This is a genomic window from Nostoc parmelioides FACHB-3921 (genome assembly GCF_014696625.1).
Taxonomy (GTDB): Bacteria; Cyanobacteriota; Cyanobacteriia; order Cyanobacteriales; family Nostocaceae; genus Trichormus; species Trichormus parmelioides.
In genome coordinates this window covers 116,633-136,749 of sequence record NZ_JACJQL010000014.1, presented here as the reverse complement: position 1 = coordinate 136,749, position 20,117 = coordinate 116,633, and the positions used below count along the sequence as shown (strand labels likewise).

The window sequence follows — 20,117 nt, the reverse complement described above, 5'->3', positions numbered from 1 at the left end:
TGTGCTGTCGAGGGTTTGCTGATTTCTCTGATTGTTCGATACCTAGTGAGTAGATGATACTTTTTATCAATCCACTCTTTTGCCATTTTGTCAATGCGTAAGTCCTAATATCATCTCGAAAAGTATCTGCTAAATTTCTCTTAGCTGCACCTTTTCCCTGATGAGAAGCATAGTAATTTCTAAAGAATTGTTCTACTTCTGTTGCTGGATAACTCAGTATTGTGTCCCAGTTATCTTCCACAACACTTTGTTCTCTTTCATGTTTTTCTAATAGTTCAAGAGTATCTGAACGAAGTTTATTTCCATCACTTAACTCTCTACCCCTATCGTTTAATACAGCAAATAACCTATAAGCTTCGCTTCTATCTTCACTTACAATATAGATTACATAACAGTCCTCTATGACAGATTTTCGTAATTGTAGAAGAGAATTAAGCTTATCAGAAACGCTAGCTTTACTAATATCACTTATAACTTTCTCAATAAGATTTGTCCTAATCGATTCCCATGCACTTTGTAGTTTTTTATGAGAATCTCTTGAGCATTTAGGGCTACGACCATTTATTAGGTCTTCAAAAAAGACATGATCTGCTTTTGAGAGAGTAAGACGAAGACGAGGCTGTAATTGACCATTAATTACTTCCTTATATACTAAATATTCGTCTTTTGTCGTACTTGCATAAGATTTAGCTGCTTGTGCGATTTCTGTATTTTTTTCAATTTCAGATTCATTAGCAAGTGATTCAAAAGCATTAACAAGGGAAGCAATTGTTAATGTAAAAGTTGCTAGCCTTTGCTGACCATCTACTAAATCATATAAATTTCCTGTATAGCTGTTAGGTATATGCTGTTTTATACTTACTAATCCACCAAAGAAATGCTTTCTTGGCTGGTTTGGATTAATTTTTCTTGAATTATACAGCACTAACAAATCTTTAATAAAGTCATCAATTTCTTCCTGCTCCCAATCAAAAGCTCTTTGGTATTTTGGCACTTTGAAAGGAATTCGGCGACAAAATAAATCTCCCAAGGATGTGCTTTCGGGCTGCATAGTCATAGTTATTTCTACAATAAATACACTTCTTCTATTAGAGTAGCGGAAGATACTCAATAGTGTATATTTAATAACTACTTAAGATAGATAAGTAAAAATCCCCTACCTTGCGGCAGGGGATTTTTTTACTTACCTACAAAACTAGCAGCCAGATCAACCGAACTTACCAGCAGTGGAGGCGATGAGGAAAGCTGCGTAGGTGAGGACATAGCCGACGGTGAAGTGAGCTAGACCAACTACACGAGCTTGAACGATGGAGAGAGCAACTGGTTTGTCTTTCCAGCGAACGAGGTTAGCAATAGGAGTACGTTCGTGCGCCCAAACTAGGGTTTCGATCAACTCTTGCCAGTAACCTCTCCAAGAGATGAGGAACATGAAGCCAGTAGCCCAAACTAGGTGTCCGAAGAGGAACATCCACGCCCAGACAGACAGGTTGTTCACGCCGTATGGGTTGTAACCGTTGATCAACTGAGCAGAGTTAGCCCAGAGGTAGTCACGGAACCAGCCCATGAGGTAGGTGGAATTTTCGTTGAACTGAGCAACGTTACCTTGCCAAATACCTAAATGTTTCCAGTGCCAGTAGAATGTTACCCAACCTACTGTATTTAACGCCCAGAATAAAGATAGGTAGAAGGAGTCCCAAGCGGAGATGTCGCAAGTACCGCCACGGCCTGGACCGTCGCAAGGGAAGGCATAGCCGAAGTCCTTTTTATCGGGCATAAGCTTGGAACCACGAGCATCCAAAGCACCTTTGACTAGGATGAGGGTGGTGGTGTGTAGACCTAAAGCGATCGCATGGTGTACCAAGAAGTCGCCAGGGCCAATTGTTAAGAACAGGGAGTTAGTACCAGAGTTAATGGCATCTAACCAGCCTGGTAGCCAAACGTTGGCGTAGTTAGGATAGGCTGTGTAGGCAACGCTATCGGGGTTAGACAGCAATGTATCTAAGCCGTAGAGTACCTTACCGTGAGCAGCTTGAATGAACTGAGCAAATACTGGCTCAATCAAGATTTGCTTTTCAGGTGTTCCGAAAGCAACTACTACGTCGTTGTGGACGTATAAGCCTAAGGTGTGGAAGCCTAAGAATAGCGATACCCAGCTGAGGTGGGAGATAATCGCTTCTTTGTGCTGTAGTACACGCTCAAGCACGTTACCTTTGTTTTGTTCAGGATCATAGTCACGGACTAAGAAGATAGCACCGTGAGCAAAAGCACCAACCATTAAGAAAATGGCTATGTACTGGTGGTGGGTGTACAGTGCTGCCTGTGTTGTGTAGTCCTTAGCAATGAATGCGTAGGAAGGCAGAGAGTACATATGCTGCGCTACCCAAGAGGTAACAACACCCAAGCAAGCTAGGTGCCAACCTAATTGGAAGTGCAGAGAGTTGTTGTAGGTGTCATAAATGCCTTGGTGAGGCATATTGAAGGGACCTTCAACAGGTTTGCCAAAGAAAGTTTTGGCATTCATCATTTCTTTGATGCTGTGACCAATACCAAAGTTGGTACGGTACATATGACCAGCAACAATGAATAGTACAGCGATCGCCAAGTGGTGATGAGCCATGTCTGTCAACCACAGGGATTCTGTTTGAGGATGGAAACCACCCAAAAAGGTCAGAATCGCTGTACCCGCACCTTGAGATGTGCTGAAAATGTGACCTGCTGTATCAGGGTTTTGAGCGTAAACACCCCAGTTACCTGTGAAGAAGGGTTGCAAGCCTGCTGGGTGGGGTGCAGTGGTTAAGAAGTTATCCCAACCTACGTGCTGTCCGCGAGATTCGGGGATAGCAACGTGAATCAAGTGACCAGCCCAAGCTAGAGAGCTAACGCCGAACAAACCTGCTAAGTGGTGGTTCAGACGAGATTCAGCACTCTTAAACCAAGCTAGGCTAGGACGGAACTTGGGTTGTAAGTGCAACCAACCAGCAAACAAGAACAAGGACGCAAACAATAACAGGAATACTGAACCTGTGTATAGTTCGGTGTTTGTCCGCATACCGATGGTGTACCACCAGTGGTAAACACCAGAGTAAGCAATGTTTACTGGGCCGTTAGCGCCACCTTGGGTAAAAGCTTCAATAGCTGGTTTACCGAAGTGGGGATCCCAAATTGCGTGAGCAATTGGGCGGACGTGTAGAGGATCTTTAATCCACTGTTCAAAGTTACCTTGCCAGGCTACATGGAACAGGAGGCTAGAAGCCCATAAGAAGATGATTGCCAGGTGACCGAAGTGAGTAGCGAAAATCTTTTGGTAAAGATTTTCTTCGGTCATGCCGTCGTGGCTTTCAAAGTCGTTGCCCATAGCCATCGCATACCAAATGCGACGGGTAGTTGGGTCCTGTGCGAGATCCTGGCTAAATTTTGGAAATTTTGTTGCCATTGATATTTCCTCTGACCTTTAGCCATCAGGTTTCAGATTCCAGAGTTCTGAGTTTTGAGTCCTAAGCCCTGTTATTACCCAGCACTCAGCACTCAATACTCAGTACTCTTTAAACTAATTGCTAGCCTACCGAAAGTATGTGTGCGTGGAAGAATGCCCAGGTTGTAGCAATTCCTCCCAGGAGGTAGTGAGCTACACCAACAGCACGACCTTGAGTAATGCTCAGAGCGCGGGGTTGGATTGCAGGAGCTACCTTCAGTTTATTATGCGCCCAAACAATGGACTCAATTAATTCTTGCCAGTAGCCACGACCACTGAACAGGAACATTAAGCTGAATGCCCATACAAAGTGAGCGCCCAAGAACATTAGTCCATAAGCGGACAACGCACTTCCGTAGGAGTTGATTACTTGAGAAGCTTGCGCCCACAAGAAATCACGCAACCAGCCGTTGATTGTGATGGCACTTTGGGCAAAGTTACCACCAGTGATGTGAGACACATTACCTGCTGCGTCTACTGTTCCCCAGACATCAGACTGCATCTTCCAGCTGAAGTGGAAAATTACAATTGATAGGGAGTTGTACATCCAGAATAATCCGAGGAATACGTGATCCCAACCGGATACTTGACAAGTACCACCACGACCAGGGCCATCGCAAGGGAAGCGGAAGCCCAAGTTAGCTTTGTCTGGAATCAGACGAGAGCTGCGAGCGAACAATACACCTTTCAACAGAATTAGGACTGTTACGTGAATGGTGAAGGCGTGGATGTGGTGAATCAAGAAGTCGGCTGTACCTAATGCGATAGGCATCATTGCGACTTTGCCACCTACAGCCAATACACCGCCGCCAAAGGCGTAGCTAACAGGTTCTAAAGCGTTTGGTGCAGTGCCACCAGGAGCTAGGGTGTGCAGGTTTTGTACCCACTGAGCAAATACCGGCTGCAACTGAATTGCTGTGTCGGAGAACATATCTTGGGGACGACCCAAGGCACGCATTGTGTCGTTGTGGATGTATAAACCAAAGCTGTGGAAGCCAAGGAAAATAGACACCCAGTTCAGGTGGGAAATAATTGCATCTCTGTGACGAATCACACGATCCAATACGTTGTTTTGGTTAACGACAGGATCGTAATCCCGCACCATAAATATTGCTGCGTGAGCAGCACCACCGACGATGAGGAATCCGCCGATCCAGATGTGGTGGGTGAAGATACACAACTGTGTTGCGTAGTCAGTTGCTAAGTATGGGTAGGGAGGCATCGCGTACATATGGTGCGCGATGATGATTGTCAAGGAACCCAAGAAAGCAAGGTTAGTTGCTAACTGAGCGTGCCAAGATGTGGTTAGGTTTTCGTAGAGACCTTTGTGGCCTTCACCTGTGAAGGGGCCTTTGTGGTTCTCTAGAATTTCTTTGATGCTGTGACCGATACCCCAGTTAGTGCGGTATTGGTGTCCTGCAATGATGAACACTACAGCGATCGCCAGGTGGTGGTGAGCAATGTCAGTCATCCACAAACCACCGGTTACAGGGTTTAAACCGCCCTTGAAGGTCAAGAAGTCAGCGTACTGACCCCAATTCAAGGTGAAGAAAGGTGTTAAACCAGCAGCAAAGCCGGGGAATAGGTCGATCAACAGGCTCTTGTTGAGGATGAACTCATGAGGCAAGGGGATATCTTTAACTGCGACCCCTGCATCCATTAGCTTGTTGATTGGTGCGGAGACGTGAATTAAGTGTCCAGCCCATCCTAAGGAACCGCAGCCTAGCAAGACTTGCAGGTGGTGGTTCAACATCGACTCCACATTCTGGAACCATTCCAGTTTGGGAGCGCGTTTGTGGTAGTGGAACCAGCCAGCAAATAGGAACAAGCCTGCTAATACCAAGCCGCCGATAGCTGTGCAGTAAAGCTGGAAGGAGTTGGTGATACCCCAGCCACGCCATACTTGGAACAAGCCTGAGGTGATCTGAATACCGTGGAATCCACCACCGACATCACCATTCAATATGTCTTGTCCAACAATGGGCCAAACGACTTGAGCACTGGGTCTCACGTTCAACGGGTCACTTAACCAGGCTTCGTAGTTAGAAAACTTCGCGCCGTGGAAAATCATCCCGCTCAACCAAATTGTCACAACTGCCAGGTGGCCGAAGTGCGCCGCAAATATTTTGCGGGAGATGTCTTCTAAATCGCTTGTATGTGTATCAAAATCGTGGGCGAGAGCGTGGAGGTTCCAAATCCATGTGGTGGTTTTTGGACCTCTAGCGAGAGTTCTATCGAAGTGTCCTGGCTGCGCCCATTTTTCAAATGAGGTGGGAACCGGATCTTTATCGACGATTACTCTTGCTTTCTTTTCCTCTCGCTCCGGAGGACTAATTGTCATTCGACCTCCTCTGGTGATAAGGAATGAGGAATCATGAAACCACAAAGTGATACTTAGTCGCTTTCTCCAGAGTGTGGCTGGAGCAGCGATGAAAGCGCTATGTGGAAATTTGTTTCTGTTGAATTATAAAGTCTTTACTTGTACTTTGATGGACACATTTTAACAATAATTCAAAATAGCCAGAATATTTGTCTAATCTGCCTTTTCACTGCAAAGTCTTTAGCAAAAAGTCAATACTTTCTCTATTTAATTTACAAAGGATAACAATTCGTAAAACTTATGTCTTCTGATACCAAAACGGCAACAAATTTGCTGAGTTTGCTTTGGGTATATTTATTTTCACCTAGTTTTTGATGTTTACAACAAATTGTAAAAAAAATCCTGATTTTTAATTTTTACTAAAAACTCATGGTATGTGATGAAGATTTCAGCTTGTAGGTGATAGTAGGCGATCGCTCAATTCAGCCACAATAATTGCAGTTGTTTAAGACTATAACTAGGTATAAGGTATGAACCCTTGGCACAAAAGGCCTTTCAGGAAATTTCTTCTGGGAAGTTCGACTATTTTGAGGTGGCTGATCACACTAGTACTAGTCTTAGGTTTGGCTAGTTGTAGCGAGAAAGCCGTTAGTCAACAGGTATCCATTAGTGCAAGAGACAAACCTCAGCAGATTTCTCAGCAATTTTCCGAAGTCTCACCACCAGATGTGATTCAAGAATTACGTTCTAATTTAGAAATTTATCAACCACAGGTGACAATAGTTAACCCTCAACCAGAGGAAGTGATTAGTGACAATACTGTCTCGGTGAGGTTCCAAGTTAAGGATCTGCCAATTTTTAAGCATCCACAATGGGAGTTAGGCCCTTATCTACACGTAATTGTGGATAATCAACCTTATATACCCGTTTATGATCTAAGTCAGCCTCTGGTGTTGTCTGATTTGTCTCCAGGTACTCATACGCTGCGCGTCTTTGCTTCCCGTCCTTGGCATGAAAGTTTTAAAAATGAGGGTGCTTACGCCCAGACGACATTTCACGTTTTTACGAAAAGCGACGACAATAATCCAGACTCCAGCCTACCCCTGTTAACTTACAGCCGTCCTCAAGGTAGTTATGGGGCAGAACCAATACTGTTAGATTTTTACCTGACTAACGCCCCTTTACATCTAGCTGTGAAAGAGCAATCCAATGACCAATTTAGTGATTGGCGTATTCGCTGCACTATAAATGGTGAAAGCTTTGTGTTTGATCGCTGGCAAGCAGTTTACCTCAAAGGCTTTAAACCTGGAAAAAATTGGGTGAAGCTGGAATTCCTCGATAATCAAGGAAATCCAGTCAAGAATGTCTTTAATACTACAGTCAGACTTTTTGATTACCAACCCAATGGTAAAGATACTTTGTCCAGAATTATTAGGGGAGAATTGAACGCTGAGGAAGTACGTGGCATTGTAGACCCAACTTATGCGGCTAAACCATCGGTTGCAGAACCAACACCTGCGGCAACTCCTAACCTAGACTCAGAAAAGTCAGCATTACCAGAAGTTAGGGAAACAGTCCCTACCCCTGAAGCTACTGAACCACCACAAACAACAACTCCTGAACCAGAAAAACCTAAAAGCGGTGGATTTTTTAGCCGCCCTCGTCCTCAAGCATCCCCTAGTCTAACTCCGACATTACCGGAGGTGACTGAGTCGCCTGTACCACAGGCAGAGGTGACACCCATACCATCACCGACAGCTACCACAGAACCACAGGCAGAGGTGACACCCATACCATCACCGACAATTACCCCAGAACCACAACCAGAGGTGACACCCACAGCATCACCGACAATTACCCCAGAACCTCAGCCAGAGGTAACACCTACATCGCCAGCTGAATTAGAAAAACCAGTGACTCAACGGAAGAAAGTCAACTTGGGCGATTATTTCAAACGTCGTCCCCGCCCTACAGTAACACCAACACCTACAGTCACAGAACAGCCAGCAGAATCATCAGAATCTAGTTGAGCGAATTTCATCGGTAAGGTGTGTTGTCGCCTAGCGCAACGCACCATCCAAGATTTTTGGTGCGTTCCCCACCAGATTTAACTGTAAAGCTTTACACCTAACTTGAGGAGACTGAGCTTAAAGCTGGTTCTCGTCGCCTGGGTACTTCATAAGTCATAAAATCATAGGCCATATCTGTACGCGGAAAGATGGCGCGGGCTTCCTGTAGCAAATCCTTTAATTCTATAGTGTTCCCAGGTGCATAGCGAGGACTGAAGTGAGTCATTAGTAATCGACGCACTCCAGCAGCTAAGGCTGTTTGTGCTGCCATTGTTGTTGTTGAGTGTAATCGCTGAAAAGCCATTTCTGAGTCTTGATGGGCAAAGGTGGCTTCGTGAATTAACACATCCGCATCTTGAGCTAATTCAACAGCACCATCACAGTATATTGTGTCTGTGCAGTAGGCCATTTTCCGCCCAATTTCTGTGGGGCCACATAATTCTGCACCGTTAATGACACGCCCATCTTCAAGGGTAACGGTTTCACCACGCTTGAGTTGACCATAAATTCTCCCAGGAGGGATTTGTAATTCTTTGGCTTTTTCTATATCAAAGCGTCCGGCTCGGTCTTTTTCGGCTACGCGATAGCCAAAAGCGGTGATGCGATGATGTAATAGTCCACAAGTCACGGTAAATTCATCATCTTCATAGATGACACCAGGGCGGACAGTATGGACTTTAATGGGATAGGAAAAATGTGTATGAGAATAGCGAGAAGCCGATTGGATATAATCGTTTAAACCAGATGGGCCATAAATATCAACTCTTTGAACATTACCCGCCAAGCCACAACTAGCAAGAAGACCCATTAAACCAAAAATGTGATCACCATGCAGATGGGTAATAAATATTCGGGACAATTGGCTGACTTTTAAGTCACTCCGCAAAATTTGGTGTTGAGTACCTTCGCCACAGTCAAATAACCACAACTCTGCCCGTTGCGGTAGTCTCAGCGCAACGCTGGAAACATTGCGCGCTCTTGTGGGTACACCAGAACTTGTCCCTAAAAATGTAATCTGCACAGCGTTTTCTAGCCTTTTTCTTGCTATGTTTAAAGCTATGTTTTCTATAGTGGCATGGTTGCTGGGCAAATTGCCGGGAATTTGGTGATGAAGCTATTCTGCTTTTAAGTTGCACAATCTATGGTGAGGGGTGTTGACGGTTGACAGTTAACTGTGAACACACCCTATTTAGTAGTTATGCAATTTAGACGCGCATTAGCTTACTATGTCCAAATCTTACTGACTGGCCAAGATAATTCGCAGATGGTTCCTTGGGGGATTTGGGGCGATCGCTGGAATTTTCCCCCTAGTTGTCGTGCTAAATTGATAAACTGTTGGGTTCCTCGTCCTTTTTTGGATGAATTTACGCCTAAGCCATTATCTATAATTTTCAACGTGTACCAACCTGCTATTAGCGAGCAAGTGACTTGGAGTTTAGTGACTCCGGTAGCGTGTTTACCTACATTACATAAAGCTTCTTCTAAAAATCTACAAATTCCTCGTTTTTGTTCCATACTTAAGCTGTGTTCATCTATTGGTTCAAAGCTACGTATAGCAACTTTAATTGTTTTAAAGCAAGGAAACTCCCGTTCTAAGGTGTAGCTGTAAACTTGATAGAGGACTTCATGTAGTGGATCTTGCAAACTGAGGACTAAATTATTTCCTAAATAGAGCTTGATATCTTGACTGGGATATTCTTGCTGCAAAAATTCGTAAATTCCTCGTAGCTCATGATTTAATTTCTCTAGTTCTTTTTCAATTTTTGGGAGCAATTCCTGAGTATTTGTATTCTCGCAGCGTATCAATTTCAAAACTTGGGCTAAACTTTGTAGTGGGCCGTTATGGATAGTTTCAAAGGTACTTTCTATTACGTCTTGACGGGTTTTCATCCCTAAGCGTAAAGCTTGGTCATATTGATATAACGCTATCAGTTCCATACCATTTATGGTCAAAACTAAAATTGCAGGTATGACTGGAACCCACCACCCCCAAATTAATAGTAGGTAACTAATAACTAATAAACTACTGATAGTTATTCCCACAACCAAAAAATTTATTAATGGGGATTTAGTGAACCTAGCAATCACTATTCCTAAAAAACCCCAGGCAAAAATCCAAGTATATTCCCATCCATCATTCCAAGTATTAATGAGGGGTCTACCATCAAGCACAGCACTAATAATTTGACTGATGGCGTGTGCTTGAATTTCCAATTTGTTAACTTGTGTAGAGGCTGATTTAACTGATGTAATTGCTGAAGTGGGGATAAAGCCCTGATTGTGAGTATTTGTGATACCGATAATGACTATGCGATCGCGTATCCACTCAGGGTTAAATTTACCATTTTTAATGTCCTCCCCAGATAAAGTTCTAAATCTTTGGTTACCACTCCGAAAATTTATTAGTACTTGAAATCCACTTGCATCAGCACGGATATATCCCCCAGAGTTTGGTAAAAAGCGGGGTAGTTTCGTTTTTCCTAACCAACTATTTTTTAAATTGATATTTTCCTGTGCTAAATAAATTCTTGCTAATTGCATAGCCAAAGATAATTTGTAGCCATTAGATGTATTAATTGCCAATAGACTACGCCTAGATTTACCATCATTATCTAGGATTTGGTCTGCAAAAGTAATCTGTTCAGGAGGCAAATCTAGATGCGAATGAATCTGAGCAGGTACAATATTTTCAGTAGCAATTAAATTTCTGTACTTTTGAAAAAGCTTGACCAGGTTATCCTCTTGAGAATTAATGAGTAAATTCCGATCAATATTTAGACCGATAACTTTAGGCTGATAAACTTGTAACTTCTCCAGCAGCCCTACAAAACCACTATCTGATGTAGTTGATGTTAGAGAATAATTATCAACTTGATTAATTTCTACTAACAAAATTCGTGCATCTATAGGTTCTTCTGAGCGCCAACGAAGAAAACTATCCAAAGCCATCCATTCTAAGGATTCTAGCGAACCAAAAAGTCTTGTAAAAGTGACTAGTCCAATGACTGCTAATCCTGGTAATATACCTACGCGCCAAATGGCAATTTCTGCTTTAATTCCGCTCCAAAGTCCAGGTTGCATCATGCTATTCTCCTAGTCTTTAGGTATAAGTAATTGGTCAGGTTCAATTAATTAGGGATAGATAAACTAACCACTATTAATTACTCATAGTCATGCAATGTTCATCTTTAATCAATCAACCCTTCTTCTCTAGCCCGCTTTTCGGTTTGAATGCGGATATTTTTTCCCTCATCAGGATAAACACCCAAAGCATCTTGTAATTTACTCCAATAATGCCGTACCATGCGTTCTGAAATACACATTTGTTCGGCAATAGCTTTATCTTGTAATCCTTCCTCAAAAGCCAAGGTTAAAACTCTCAACCATTCTGGTTTTATTTCTAGTCCGGCATGGATTCCCTTAATATCTTTTGTATGAGTTAAGCCTTGTAATGCCCAATCTACTCTAGTCAACATTTCTTGCGTAGATAGACTTTTATCAGCAACAGTGAAACCTCCCTTATGAGTATCAATATCTGGTCGGATTCTCACTAGTGTTCTAATATGAGCGCTCTGTACAATGATGTTCAAACTGGGATAATTTTTCATCAGTGTTCTCAGCAGTCGCACACCTGTATCTGGGCGGGCTTTAATTCCTAATTTTTCGGGTATGGAAAGATCCATTACTATCAGGTCTGGTGGACAAATAGTTAGTTGATTAAAGGCGCTTTCTGCATTAATCGCCACGACAAAATTGCCTTCAGGATAATGTCTTTTTAATACTTCTACTGTCCCACTTAAAACTGATTCATGATCATCAATTACTAGAAAATTCCTTAATGCTTTTTCAGATGTGGTTTGTTGCATAGTTAATACTGCGTTGAATGAATAATTGACTAGTGATAGTTGCTAATGTCTGCAAGAAATGTATTTTGTGTGATCAACAATAGGTACATCTATTTGATACAAAGTCAATTTCAATGGATTAATGTCATTAAAATCATGATAATATCTACCAATAGAAGTACCAATAAACTCTAGAGCTTTGGGTATAATAAAAGCATTTAGCTGAGGTCAAAAATTGACAACTTTGACATAGATAATCCAAGCTGGATAAACTAGAGTGAAAAAGAATATTACATACCTCAGAATAATTTATTTTTACAGATAATTGTCCTAATCCTTGCTTTTGTTTTAGACTTATATAAATGGAATTAGGCATCAATATATCGGAAATTGTAATTGTTAATAACTCTTCTAGAGAATTTAAGATAATTAAACCGGATTGGGGTGGTTCGTGTCGCCAATAAATGGGCATATCTATCTGAAAATATAGGTGGGGATTGGTGACTAGCCAAGACTTTAATAATCCCTCAATTGCCAGAGGGAAGCTATCTTGTAGAGATTCAGGAAATAAGCGATCGCTTATGTCTACCAAAGAATGATGCAAATGATCAACTTTATCTAAATATTGTTTTATTTTTTCACTTGATAATTCCCAAGGATTCGTAGATAATAAATCTAAGTTACGTCGCATGGTAAAAGTTTCCTGTAATAGACTATCCCGAATGTTTTCAGCCTCCAGAATGAATTTAGACGATTGTCTATAAGACCACCATTGTAGGGCTTTTTGAACTCTGTAATAGGATGTCAGAAACGGGATTATGGTCATAAATCAGATGGTGAAAAGTATAATTTGTGTGCTTATTTTCAGAGACACAAAATCTATCTATTAATTATTTTGTCATCATAGGTTAATACTATTAATGAATTCACTATAGATTTATGACAAGTAATCTGTCTAAAATTTCCAAGTTTCTATCCAAAAATTGATAGTATTCTTCTGAGAAAAGGTAAAATGTCTGAATTAATAGATATCAACAGCTTAAGATCCCCGACTTTTCAAAGAAGTCGGGGATCTTAAGTTTTAAGTTGAGTATAATCCCTAGTCTCTAGCCCCTGAAATCAAGGACGTATAGTTACTAAAACGAGAAACGCTATAGCTGGATTAACTTACAAATCAGTGATAAGTCTTGCTTTTCTTAGGATAAATCGTAGTGCTGTCTCCTCCTGAGAAATAATGTGAGCCTCTGCTTGCATCCCTGACTGGATATGACACTGACGATCGCCATTGCCAAATGCGAGTTTTTCTGGTTGGATAGTAGCTTCAAAATAAGGAGTTGCAGCAGCCGATAATGCTCCCCCTGGATTGTTATTTTGAGGTGCGATCGCATCTGGAGAAACAGCACTCACCACAGCATGGAGAACACCATAATCGGGGTAAGGACAAGCATTAACACGCAATTGGACTTTCTTACCCACCTCCACCTTTTTAATGTCTGCGGTGGGAATCATTGCTTTAACTACTAGCGGCGCATTTTGTGGTGCTATTTCTGCGATCGCCTCACTAGTGCGTACCACTTGACCAGGGTTCCGCAAATTTAACTTCAGGATAATACCGTCACTAGTAGCGCGAATTACGCTGCTTTGTAGTTGCTTTTCTACTTGTTGTAATTCTTTTTGGGATTGATTGAGTTGGGACAGCATTTCTAAACGTCGCTGAACTAAAGCTTGCTGTTCTTTCTGTAACGTAGCGATAGTAGCCTCACCCCTAGCAATTTCTTGAGCAATACGTTCTTGCGCGATCGCCACCGTTGCCATGCTAGGATTAACCCCAGCCCTTGCTGATTGCATTTTGGCTTGAGCGATTTCCACAGAGCGTTTTCCCGCTTCCAACGCCGATTTAGCTTGTTCTACCACGAGTTTTTTCTGTTCATATTCCCGCCTACCAATTGCACCAATATCAGCTAATTGCTGATAGCGATCGCGATCTGCGTTAGCAAAATCCAAATCAGCTTGAGATTTACGTAAATCTGCTATGGCTTTTTGTAAACTAGCCTCAGAGGCAATATATTCACTTTGTGTAGTGATTTGACGTTCTTGATATTCTCGTTGATTACGAGCCAAATCTGCTTGAGCAGAAGCCACTGTACGCTCAATTACCTTGGTTTCCGCGAGTATCTGACTATTGAAAGTACTGATTTGAGCATCAACTTGCACAAGTTGTAATTTAATTTGTTGGATATTACCTTGTAGTTGACTTTGCTTGATTTGTAATTGCTCAGTATTGAGAGTAGCGATCGCATCACCCCGCTTGACAACTTGATTTTCTGTAACTAACAGATTCTGAATTGTCCCCTCAATTTCTGGTTGTACCAAGCGAGTTTCGCCTATAGGACGGACAGTAGCCGCAGCCTTGATGACAACATTATATTTAATCCATGAGGATAAGGCGATCGCTGAACCAACAGACACTACAAGAAATAACCCCAGCAAAGATGTCCAAATACCAACTGGTGGTAAAGCATCATCATCTTGCAGAGGCGGGATAAGTTTCTTATTTTGAATATACAGCATACTTCACCAAATAATTATCAGTATTTAAATAGGAAAAAATTAATAGGGAACAGGGAAAACTAAGTTACTCATATTGCACTCTTTCTCATTACCCCTAGTCCCTAATTTTCTTAAAATTCAAGGAATTAAGAAATCTAAATGCTCTCCTGCTTTAGTCCGTAAATCTTCTATGGAACCTTGAAGTTTTAAACGTCCTTGATCTAGTAAAACAATCCAATCAGCCCGATTAATTACTTTGGGACGGTGACTAATTAAAATTGTGGTTTTACCTTGGCGATGGTGTAATAATTCATCTAAAACTTGGGCTTCACTCACTGGATCAAGTCCACCAGTAGATTCATCCAAAATTAGAATTGGTGGTTCTGTAACAATGGCTCTAGCCATCGCTAAACGTTGGCGTTGTCCACCAGAAATATTTGCGCCAAATTCTCCTAAAATCGTTTGATATTTATCAGGAAATCTACTAATAAATTCATCGGCTCCTGTAACTTGACAAGCTCTGACAATTTGCTCAAATGTGACAAATGGCGCTCCTAAGCGAAAGTTTTCGATAATGGAACGACTCCAAAAATGAGCATCTTGAGGAACTAGAACTACTTGCTGACGTAGACAATCAAGTGCAATATCTTGTAGGTTATATAGTCCAATCCGAATATTCCCAGATTGCAGGGTATATAGACTAGTAATTAATTTGGCGACAGTGCTTTTACCGCATCCCGATTTGCCGATAATAGCAGTGACTTTACCACCAGGAATTGTCAACGTAAAGTCTTCTAGTAAGTCAACTCGACCAGTATAGTGAAAGTTGACATTTGTACAAATAATATCAGCATCACCAGAGATCGAGGTAAAAGGCTTTTTCCCATCTCCTTCGTTTTCAGGTGTAGTATCTATTACTTCTGTGAGCCTTTGTACAGCAGTTTTCGCAGTAGTAAATTCATCAACAAAACTTATCAGAGTACTAATTAATCCTAGAAAGTTGCCATTCATTGAGTTAAAAGCTAGTAGCTTCCCAATACTCAAATTTTCTGCCGGATTAATTACTAAATTACCACCAAACCACAACAACGCTATCGAACCAATCCCAGAAACCAAACCTGAAAATGTACCATTAATAATCCCAATTTGAATTGTCCGTAATGTGATATTAGCAAGATGACCAAACCGACTTTGTAATTCATCTAAAAAATGCGGACTAGCTGTGGTCGTCTTGACCGTAAGAGCGCCTTTAAATGTTTCTACTAAAACACCTTGAGCTTCTGCATCTTTGACTAAAAGCTCACGAGTTTTTTGCTGCAATGTCGGCTGAAACACAATAGTAGATATAGTCATGAAGGCAGATACAATCATGGCTACTACTGTTAGCTTCCAGCTATAGAAAATCATGATACAAAAAGAAATAGCCGCAATAAAAAACCGACTTGGTAAACTGATAACGACTTGAGCAACTAACTGATTAATTTGATTAATATCTCGGAGACGACTAACAATTTCCCCACTGCGCCGAGATTCGTAATATGACAGGGGTAACTGGAGAATTTGCCGACAAAATTCTAAGACTAATCCTAATTGTAGTCTTTGGGCAAAATGAGCGATTAAATTTGATTGTACCCAAGAAAGACTACTAGAAATTAAATTCATGACTAATACAGCGATCGCCATCGTAGTCAGTAGTCTTGTATCACCCCGGACTAAAATATCATCGGTAAGGACTTGTAAAAGAAATGGAGAGGCTAAAGATAAGACCCCCAAAAGTAGATTTAGGGGGATGGCTTGGGCTAAAATATGACGAAAATGCCAGACGCGCTTAAAGAAACGCCAAAAGCCACTAACTTTATCATCTTCCAGCTTCCAAAATAGTTCTGGGTTTGGTTCTACTAACAACATCAACCAATCCATCCAACCTTCGACTAAATCTTTTTCAGATAAATAACGAATACCAACGGCTGGATCTGCGATTACACATTTTTTGCCCTTTTTAGCATAAAAAATAACCCAATGATTCCCCTTCCAATGAATAATTGCAGGTAAAGGTGCTTCATGAATTTGATTTAAAATCTCTGGTGAAGTTTTAACAGGGCGTGCATGAAAACCCAGAGTTTCTGCACCCCTTTTTAAACCTAATAAAGTAGTACCAAATTGTCCAGTACCTACAGCTTCGCGAACACGGGTGAGTGTAAAGTTATGTCCATAATATTTGGCGATCGCAGCCAGACAAGCCGCACCACAATCTTCTTCACTATGTTGTTGAATAAATTGGTATTTCATAAATAGAAATCTCTGATTTCTGACATAAATTTATTTAAAATGCTGCCATTTTATAAGGAAGCATAAAATTAATCACAATATTTACTTTTAAACGATGACATATAAAAGAAAAGATAATAAATCGAATAAATTCCAACCACTCTCGCTTGTTCTACTACTACTACGATTATTACCTAAGCGAAAGCCAAAACTAATTTGTGACATTAAATATCCAGTTTCTTGCTTATTGTCAAAACTGGTTTGTCCATCCTTAAAATTAATAATGTTATTAGCAAAACTTGCTACATCTTTCTTTTGGAAGAAAAAGTCATATAAACCAAATGAATCAAGTAAGTTTCCTCCATATATAGACTGTTGTTGTTCTTTTGATAGCTCTGTAAATAATTCAAATTTTTCTGGATTAATGTGATTAGACATATCATAAACCTCTATGATCTTCATCTTTAAAAAATGACAATAAATATTTTGAAAATAACTATTAATATTAGTGATGAGAACACAAGATATTACAACATTTAAACTTGATAGTTAAGCAAGTTGAATACTATATTCACAGTGAATATAGAAATAATAAAAGAAAGGATTTCAGATTATCATTCTCATTAATAACTTTCACTTACAATTTATCTATTTTGCAAATGGATTTATGTAAGAGGAGAGAGTGAGTAAATATCTGAAATCCACATTTGAAAATTAATTTAAAAAATTAATCTTCAGGATAGTAGAATTTGAACACTTTATCAGCATCAGCATCAATCTTGTCAAAAGTAAATGCTTGACTAACATTAGCGCCCTTAGGCCCAGAATATATATCAAATTTTAATGCTGCTGTTAGCTGCTCAAAGTCAGTATCGACATCATCATAAATTACCTTATCCCAATTGCCACCAGATACAATTTCTTGAATTTCTGTGGATACATTAATAAACAATCCATTGTTGGTTTCAGTAACTTGCATTGATTTTACTCCATCATTAGATAGTTTTGACTTGTTACAGCTAGTAGTTGTTTACCTTTTATCGGCTCCTCAACTGCTTGCTTGATTACTACAGTAATCGGGAGTAGTTGGTTTAATCATTTACCTTTTATGCAGAGTTTCTTACAAAAAAATACCGACCTTTTATCTCTATTTAGACAGACATATTTCCGAAAAATACAATTCAAATATTCAGAACTTACGCAACTGGTATATTAGTAGGGTGTGTCAAATATCAAGAATCTGTTTATTGAAAGCATTTGAGCCATCTGACGCACCATACACAACACATATTATGTGACACTTACGTAAGTCCTAACATTAATAACACTTAAAAACCTTGACGATAACCTACATTCAAACCAAAGGAATTAATCGGATCAATATTGGCTTGATCATCTCCAGAACCAGTGTTAAAATTGCCCAGATTTTGATATTTCAATTCCAAAAAAACATTACTTTTTTTTGCCAATTCATATTGAATACCAGCTTTCCCCTGTACGGCTAAAGCTGTACCACCCCTTGAAGAGCTAACTGCTTCACCAGATTTCAGTTCACTAAAGTTAGGAAAACCAACACCTATTCCTGCGCCAATATAGGAACGCCACTTTGAATTACTAGGAATATCCCAGTAACCATTGACAAAAACAGTAGTTGCATTCACACTACCACTCAAGGGAATAGTAATATCTCGACTTTTGAAATTATTGACACCAAAAGAACCATAGCCAACTTCAACTTCGGCGCGAATCTCATCCCACTGATAACCTACAGCAATATTTCCTTGAATAGCGGTATTAACACCAATAGATGCTGACTCACCCCCTTGTTTGACTCTAATACTGTCAGGGAAACCAGCACCAACACTTCCACTCACATACCAGTAGTTTTTTGCAGGAAGTTGAGATGAATTGTCAGGATTAATATTCTGAGTGACTAAAAAATCTGGTACTTCAGATTTCATAACCTGACTCTGATTAACAGGAATTAAATCTGAGGCGTTAGTAGAAACTGCTTCAGCATGAGCAGAAGTAGCAAGAGATAGGCTAACTGGTATAGCCAAGCACAAAGCACAACAAAATACTTTCATATTGCCTGCAATGGATTGTTATTTAAATTCTTCAACTTAGTAGGTTAAAAGAGCCTATTTCTATTAGTTAGAAAATTGTGCTTTGGGTTAAGTGAAGCGAAACCCAACAGTGATAATGGTGTTGGGTTAGCTTGCGATAAGCTCCTTCGGGGCTAGCTTACATCAAACGCCACTCCCCCCAAAGCGGGAAACCCATTCAAGGCGGGTGCTTCCCAACCTACATTTAACTGTTAAGAAATTAGCTTATCTTAAACCTCCAAAACCACTTCCACCTATGCCAATAAAACCGGCGCTAGTCTGAATTGCCCATGCTAAATTGTATATCTGATTGACTTCTGCATTAATCCGTCGCAGACGTTCCTCGAATGTTTCTGAATTTGTTGGTTGTGAGGAAGAGTTAGTATTTCCTCTAGCAATAGTGGCTACAGCTCCAAATAGTTGTCTAAAACCACCTTGAATTGCTGATGCTTCTGTGTCAGTTAAATCCACAAATTCTAGGCTCCTAGATTGATAATTATCAATTTTGACTGTAGTCATCATGAAATATTCTCCTAATATTCTTACTTGTTTGCTCTTATGTCTGTATTATTTTGTTTGTCTAAAACTCAAATTCACAATACAGGTTTCTGCAATTTCTAATGCTGGAGACTGCATTTAGAAAAGCAGAAAACATGAATTTTACTCAATTTCCCACTTTTCAAATATCCCCTTAATCTTGTTCAAAATCCGAACGATATTTTTGTATAAATTTATATAAAATCATTCTAAGTAGATTATTTAATATAAATAAAAAAACTGGAACATCAAATGATGTCCCAGTAGTGATGGAGTAACAAGAAGGTAATAAAGTTAACAAACCTGAGCTATTTTTTAATTTGAAGCTAGTACGTCAAGCAACTCAAATGTTAACTTTTTTAGATATATGCAATATTTTTCCCTTAAAGCGAACATCAAAAAATGAATTATCCAAAATTGATCGTTTGGTAGGGTGCGTCAGAGCGATAAACCTAACTATACTCAGAAATTATTCATACTGACACACCCTACATTTTGGATATTTTTTATCTGGAAGTCCCTAAGAAATTAAAAACTGTATTTACGCTCAAAAATCTGCAAAAGAATTAAGCTAAAAATTACACTTTCTGTTAATCATGTGAATGACTTGTGGAGCAATTGAGATAAATAACTAGAATTTACATAAATGAGAAGTAATTACCAAATGAGTTTTTAGCTTCTTCTAAAGAAGGTGCAATAACTATAATCACTTGTGTGTAATGATATGTACTCTCTTGGTATGAAGAAATTATCTGATCACCCTCTGTAGCAACTACTTGACTTTTAGCAGTAGTTAAAAGATTGGTTATCTGCATGAAAATATTAGATTTGGGAAATAAATAGCCACCATATACAGTCTCTTGTTCCTGTTCAGTTAATTCTTGAAGACACTGGGATTTTTTGAAATTGAGAATTGTAGACATAGTTGTATTTATCTGCTAAAAAATTTGA

General features: G+C 40.0%; 15 protein-coding genes. 1 reads left to right on the top strand and 14 read right to left on the bottom strand.

The features are described 5' to 3' along the window. The 3 genes from H6G14_RS12450 to psaA form a co-directional block, all read right to left on the bottom strand. Nucleotides 1-1,057: DUF262 domain-containing protein (locus H6G14_RS12450; RefSeq protein ID WP_190567707.1), on the bottom strand; the 1,057-nt coding region annotated here is incomplete at its 3' end. Nucleotides 1,058-1,207: 150 nt separating this feature from the next. Beyond that, a complete protein-coding gene (gene psaB / locus H6G14_RS12445; RefSeq protein ID WP_190567706.1) occupies nucleotides 1,208-3,433 on the bottom strand; it encodes a photosystem I core protein PsaB in 2,226 nt (741 codons plus the stop codon). 121 nt (nucleotides 3,434-3,554) lie between these two features. Beyond that, nucleotides 3,555-5,813: a photosystem I core protein PsaA gene (gene psaA / locus H6G14_RS12440; RefSeq protein ID WP_190567705.1), complete on the bottom strand. Its 2,259-nt coding sequence runs from the start codon at nucleotides 5,811-5,813 to the stop codon at nucleotides 3,555-3,557. A 509-nt stretch (nucleotides 5,814-6,322) separates the two neighbouring features. Between psaA and H6G14_RS12435 the strand changes: the two genes are divergently transcribed. Next, nucleotides 6,323-7,822: a hypothetical protein gene (locus tag H6G14_RS12435; protein ID WP_190567704.1), complete on the top strand. Its 1,500-nt coding sequence runs from the start codon at nucleotides 6,323-6,325 to the stop codon at nucleotides 7,820-7,822. Nucleotides 7,823-7,919: 97 nt separating this feature from the next. Here the strand turns inward: H6G14_RS12435 and H6G14_RS12430 are convergent, their stop codons facing one another. The 11 genes from H6G14_RS12430 to H6G14_RS12380 all read right to left on the bottom strand — a co-directional run bounded on the left by H6G14_RS12430 (nucleotide 7,920) and on the right by H6G14_RS12380 (nucleotide 20,089). Continuing rightward, entirely contained in the window at nucleotides 7,920-8,882 is a 963-nt protein-coding gene (locus H6G14_RS12430; protein WP_190567703.1) for a ribonuclease Z, read from the bottom strand. Between the two features lie 203 nt (nucleotides 8,883-9,085). Further along, nucleotides 9,086-10,945: a CHASE2 domain-containing protein gene (locus tag H6G14_RS12425; protein ID WP_190567702.1), complete on the bottom strand. Its 1,860-nt coding sequence runs from the start codon at nucleotides 10,943-10,945 to the stop codon at nucleotides 9,086-9,088. 104 nt (nucleotides 10,946-11,049) lie between these two features. Beyond that, the gene (locus H6G14_RS12420; protein WP_190567701.1) at nucleotides 11,050-11,727 is read right to left on the bottom strand and encodes a response regulator transcription factor; all 678 of its coding nucleotides are present in this window, start codon (nucleotides 11,725-11,727) and stop codon (nucleotides 11,050-11,052) included. A 145-nt stretch (nucleotides 11,728-11,872) separates the two neighbouring features. After that, on the bottom strand, nucleotides 11,873-12,532 hold the full coding sequence (locus H6G14_RS12415; protein ID WP_190567700.1) for a hypothetical protein: 660 nt from the start codon (nucleotides 12,530-12,532) through the stop codon (nucleotides 11,873-11,875). A 341-nt stretch (nucleotides 12,533-12,873) separates the two neighbouring features. After that, nucleotides 12,874-14,277: an HlyD family secretion protein gene (locus H6G14_RS12410; RefSeq protein ID WP_190567699.1), complete on the bottom strand. Its 1,404-nt coding sequence runs from the start codon at nucleotides 14,275-14,277 to the stop codon at nucleotides 12,874-12,876. A gap of 117 nt (nucleotides 14,278-14,394) precedes the next feature. After that, nucleotides 14,395-16,545 (bottom strand): peptidase domain-containing ABC transporter, encoded by a 2,151-nt coding sequence (locus H6G14_RS12405; RefSeq protein WP_190567698.1) that lies wholly within the window; start codon nucleotides 16,543-16,545, stop codon nucleotides 14,395-14,397. An 87-nt stretch (nucleotides 16,546-16,632) separates the two neighbouring features. Then, nucleotides 16,633-16,962 (bottom strand): hypothetical protein, encoded by a 330-nt coding sequence (locus H6G14_RS12400; RefSeq protein ID WP_190567697.1) that lies wholly within the window; start codon nucleotides 16,960-16,962, stop codon nucleotides 16,633-16,635. Nucleotides 16,963-17,251: 289 nt separating this feature from the next. Then, the gene (locus tag H6G14_RS12395; RefSeq protein ID WP_190567696.1) at nucleotides 17,252-17,503 is read right to left on the bottom strand and encodes a CTB family bacteriocin; all 252 of its coding nucleotides are present in this window, start codon (nucleotides 17,501-17,503) and stop codon (nucleotides 17,252-17,254) included. Nucleotides 17,504-17,852: 349 nt separating this feature from the next. After that, nucleotides 17,853-18,611, bottom strand: coding sequence for an outer membrane protein (locus H6G14_RS12390; protein WP_190567695.1), 759 nt, complete (start codon nucleotides 18,609-18,611; stop codon nucleotides 17,853-17,855). Nucleotides 18,612-18,854: 243 nt separating this feature from the next. Further along, entirely contained in the window at nucleotides 18,855-19,151 is a 297-nt protein-coding gene (locus tag H6G14_RS12385) for a hypothetical protein (protein ID WP_190567694.1), read from the bottom strand. Between the two features lie 653 nt (nucleotides 19,152-19,804). Then, nucleotides 19,805-20,089: a hypothetical protein gene (locus H6G14_RS12380; protein WP_190567693.1), complete on the bottom strand. Its 285-nt coding sequence runs from the start codon at nucleotides 20,087-20,089 to the stop codon at nucleotides 19,805-19,807. Nucleotides 20,090-20,117 lie beyond the last annotated feature (28 nt).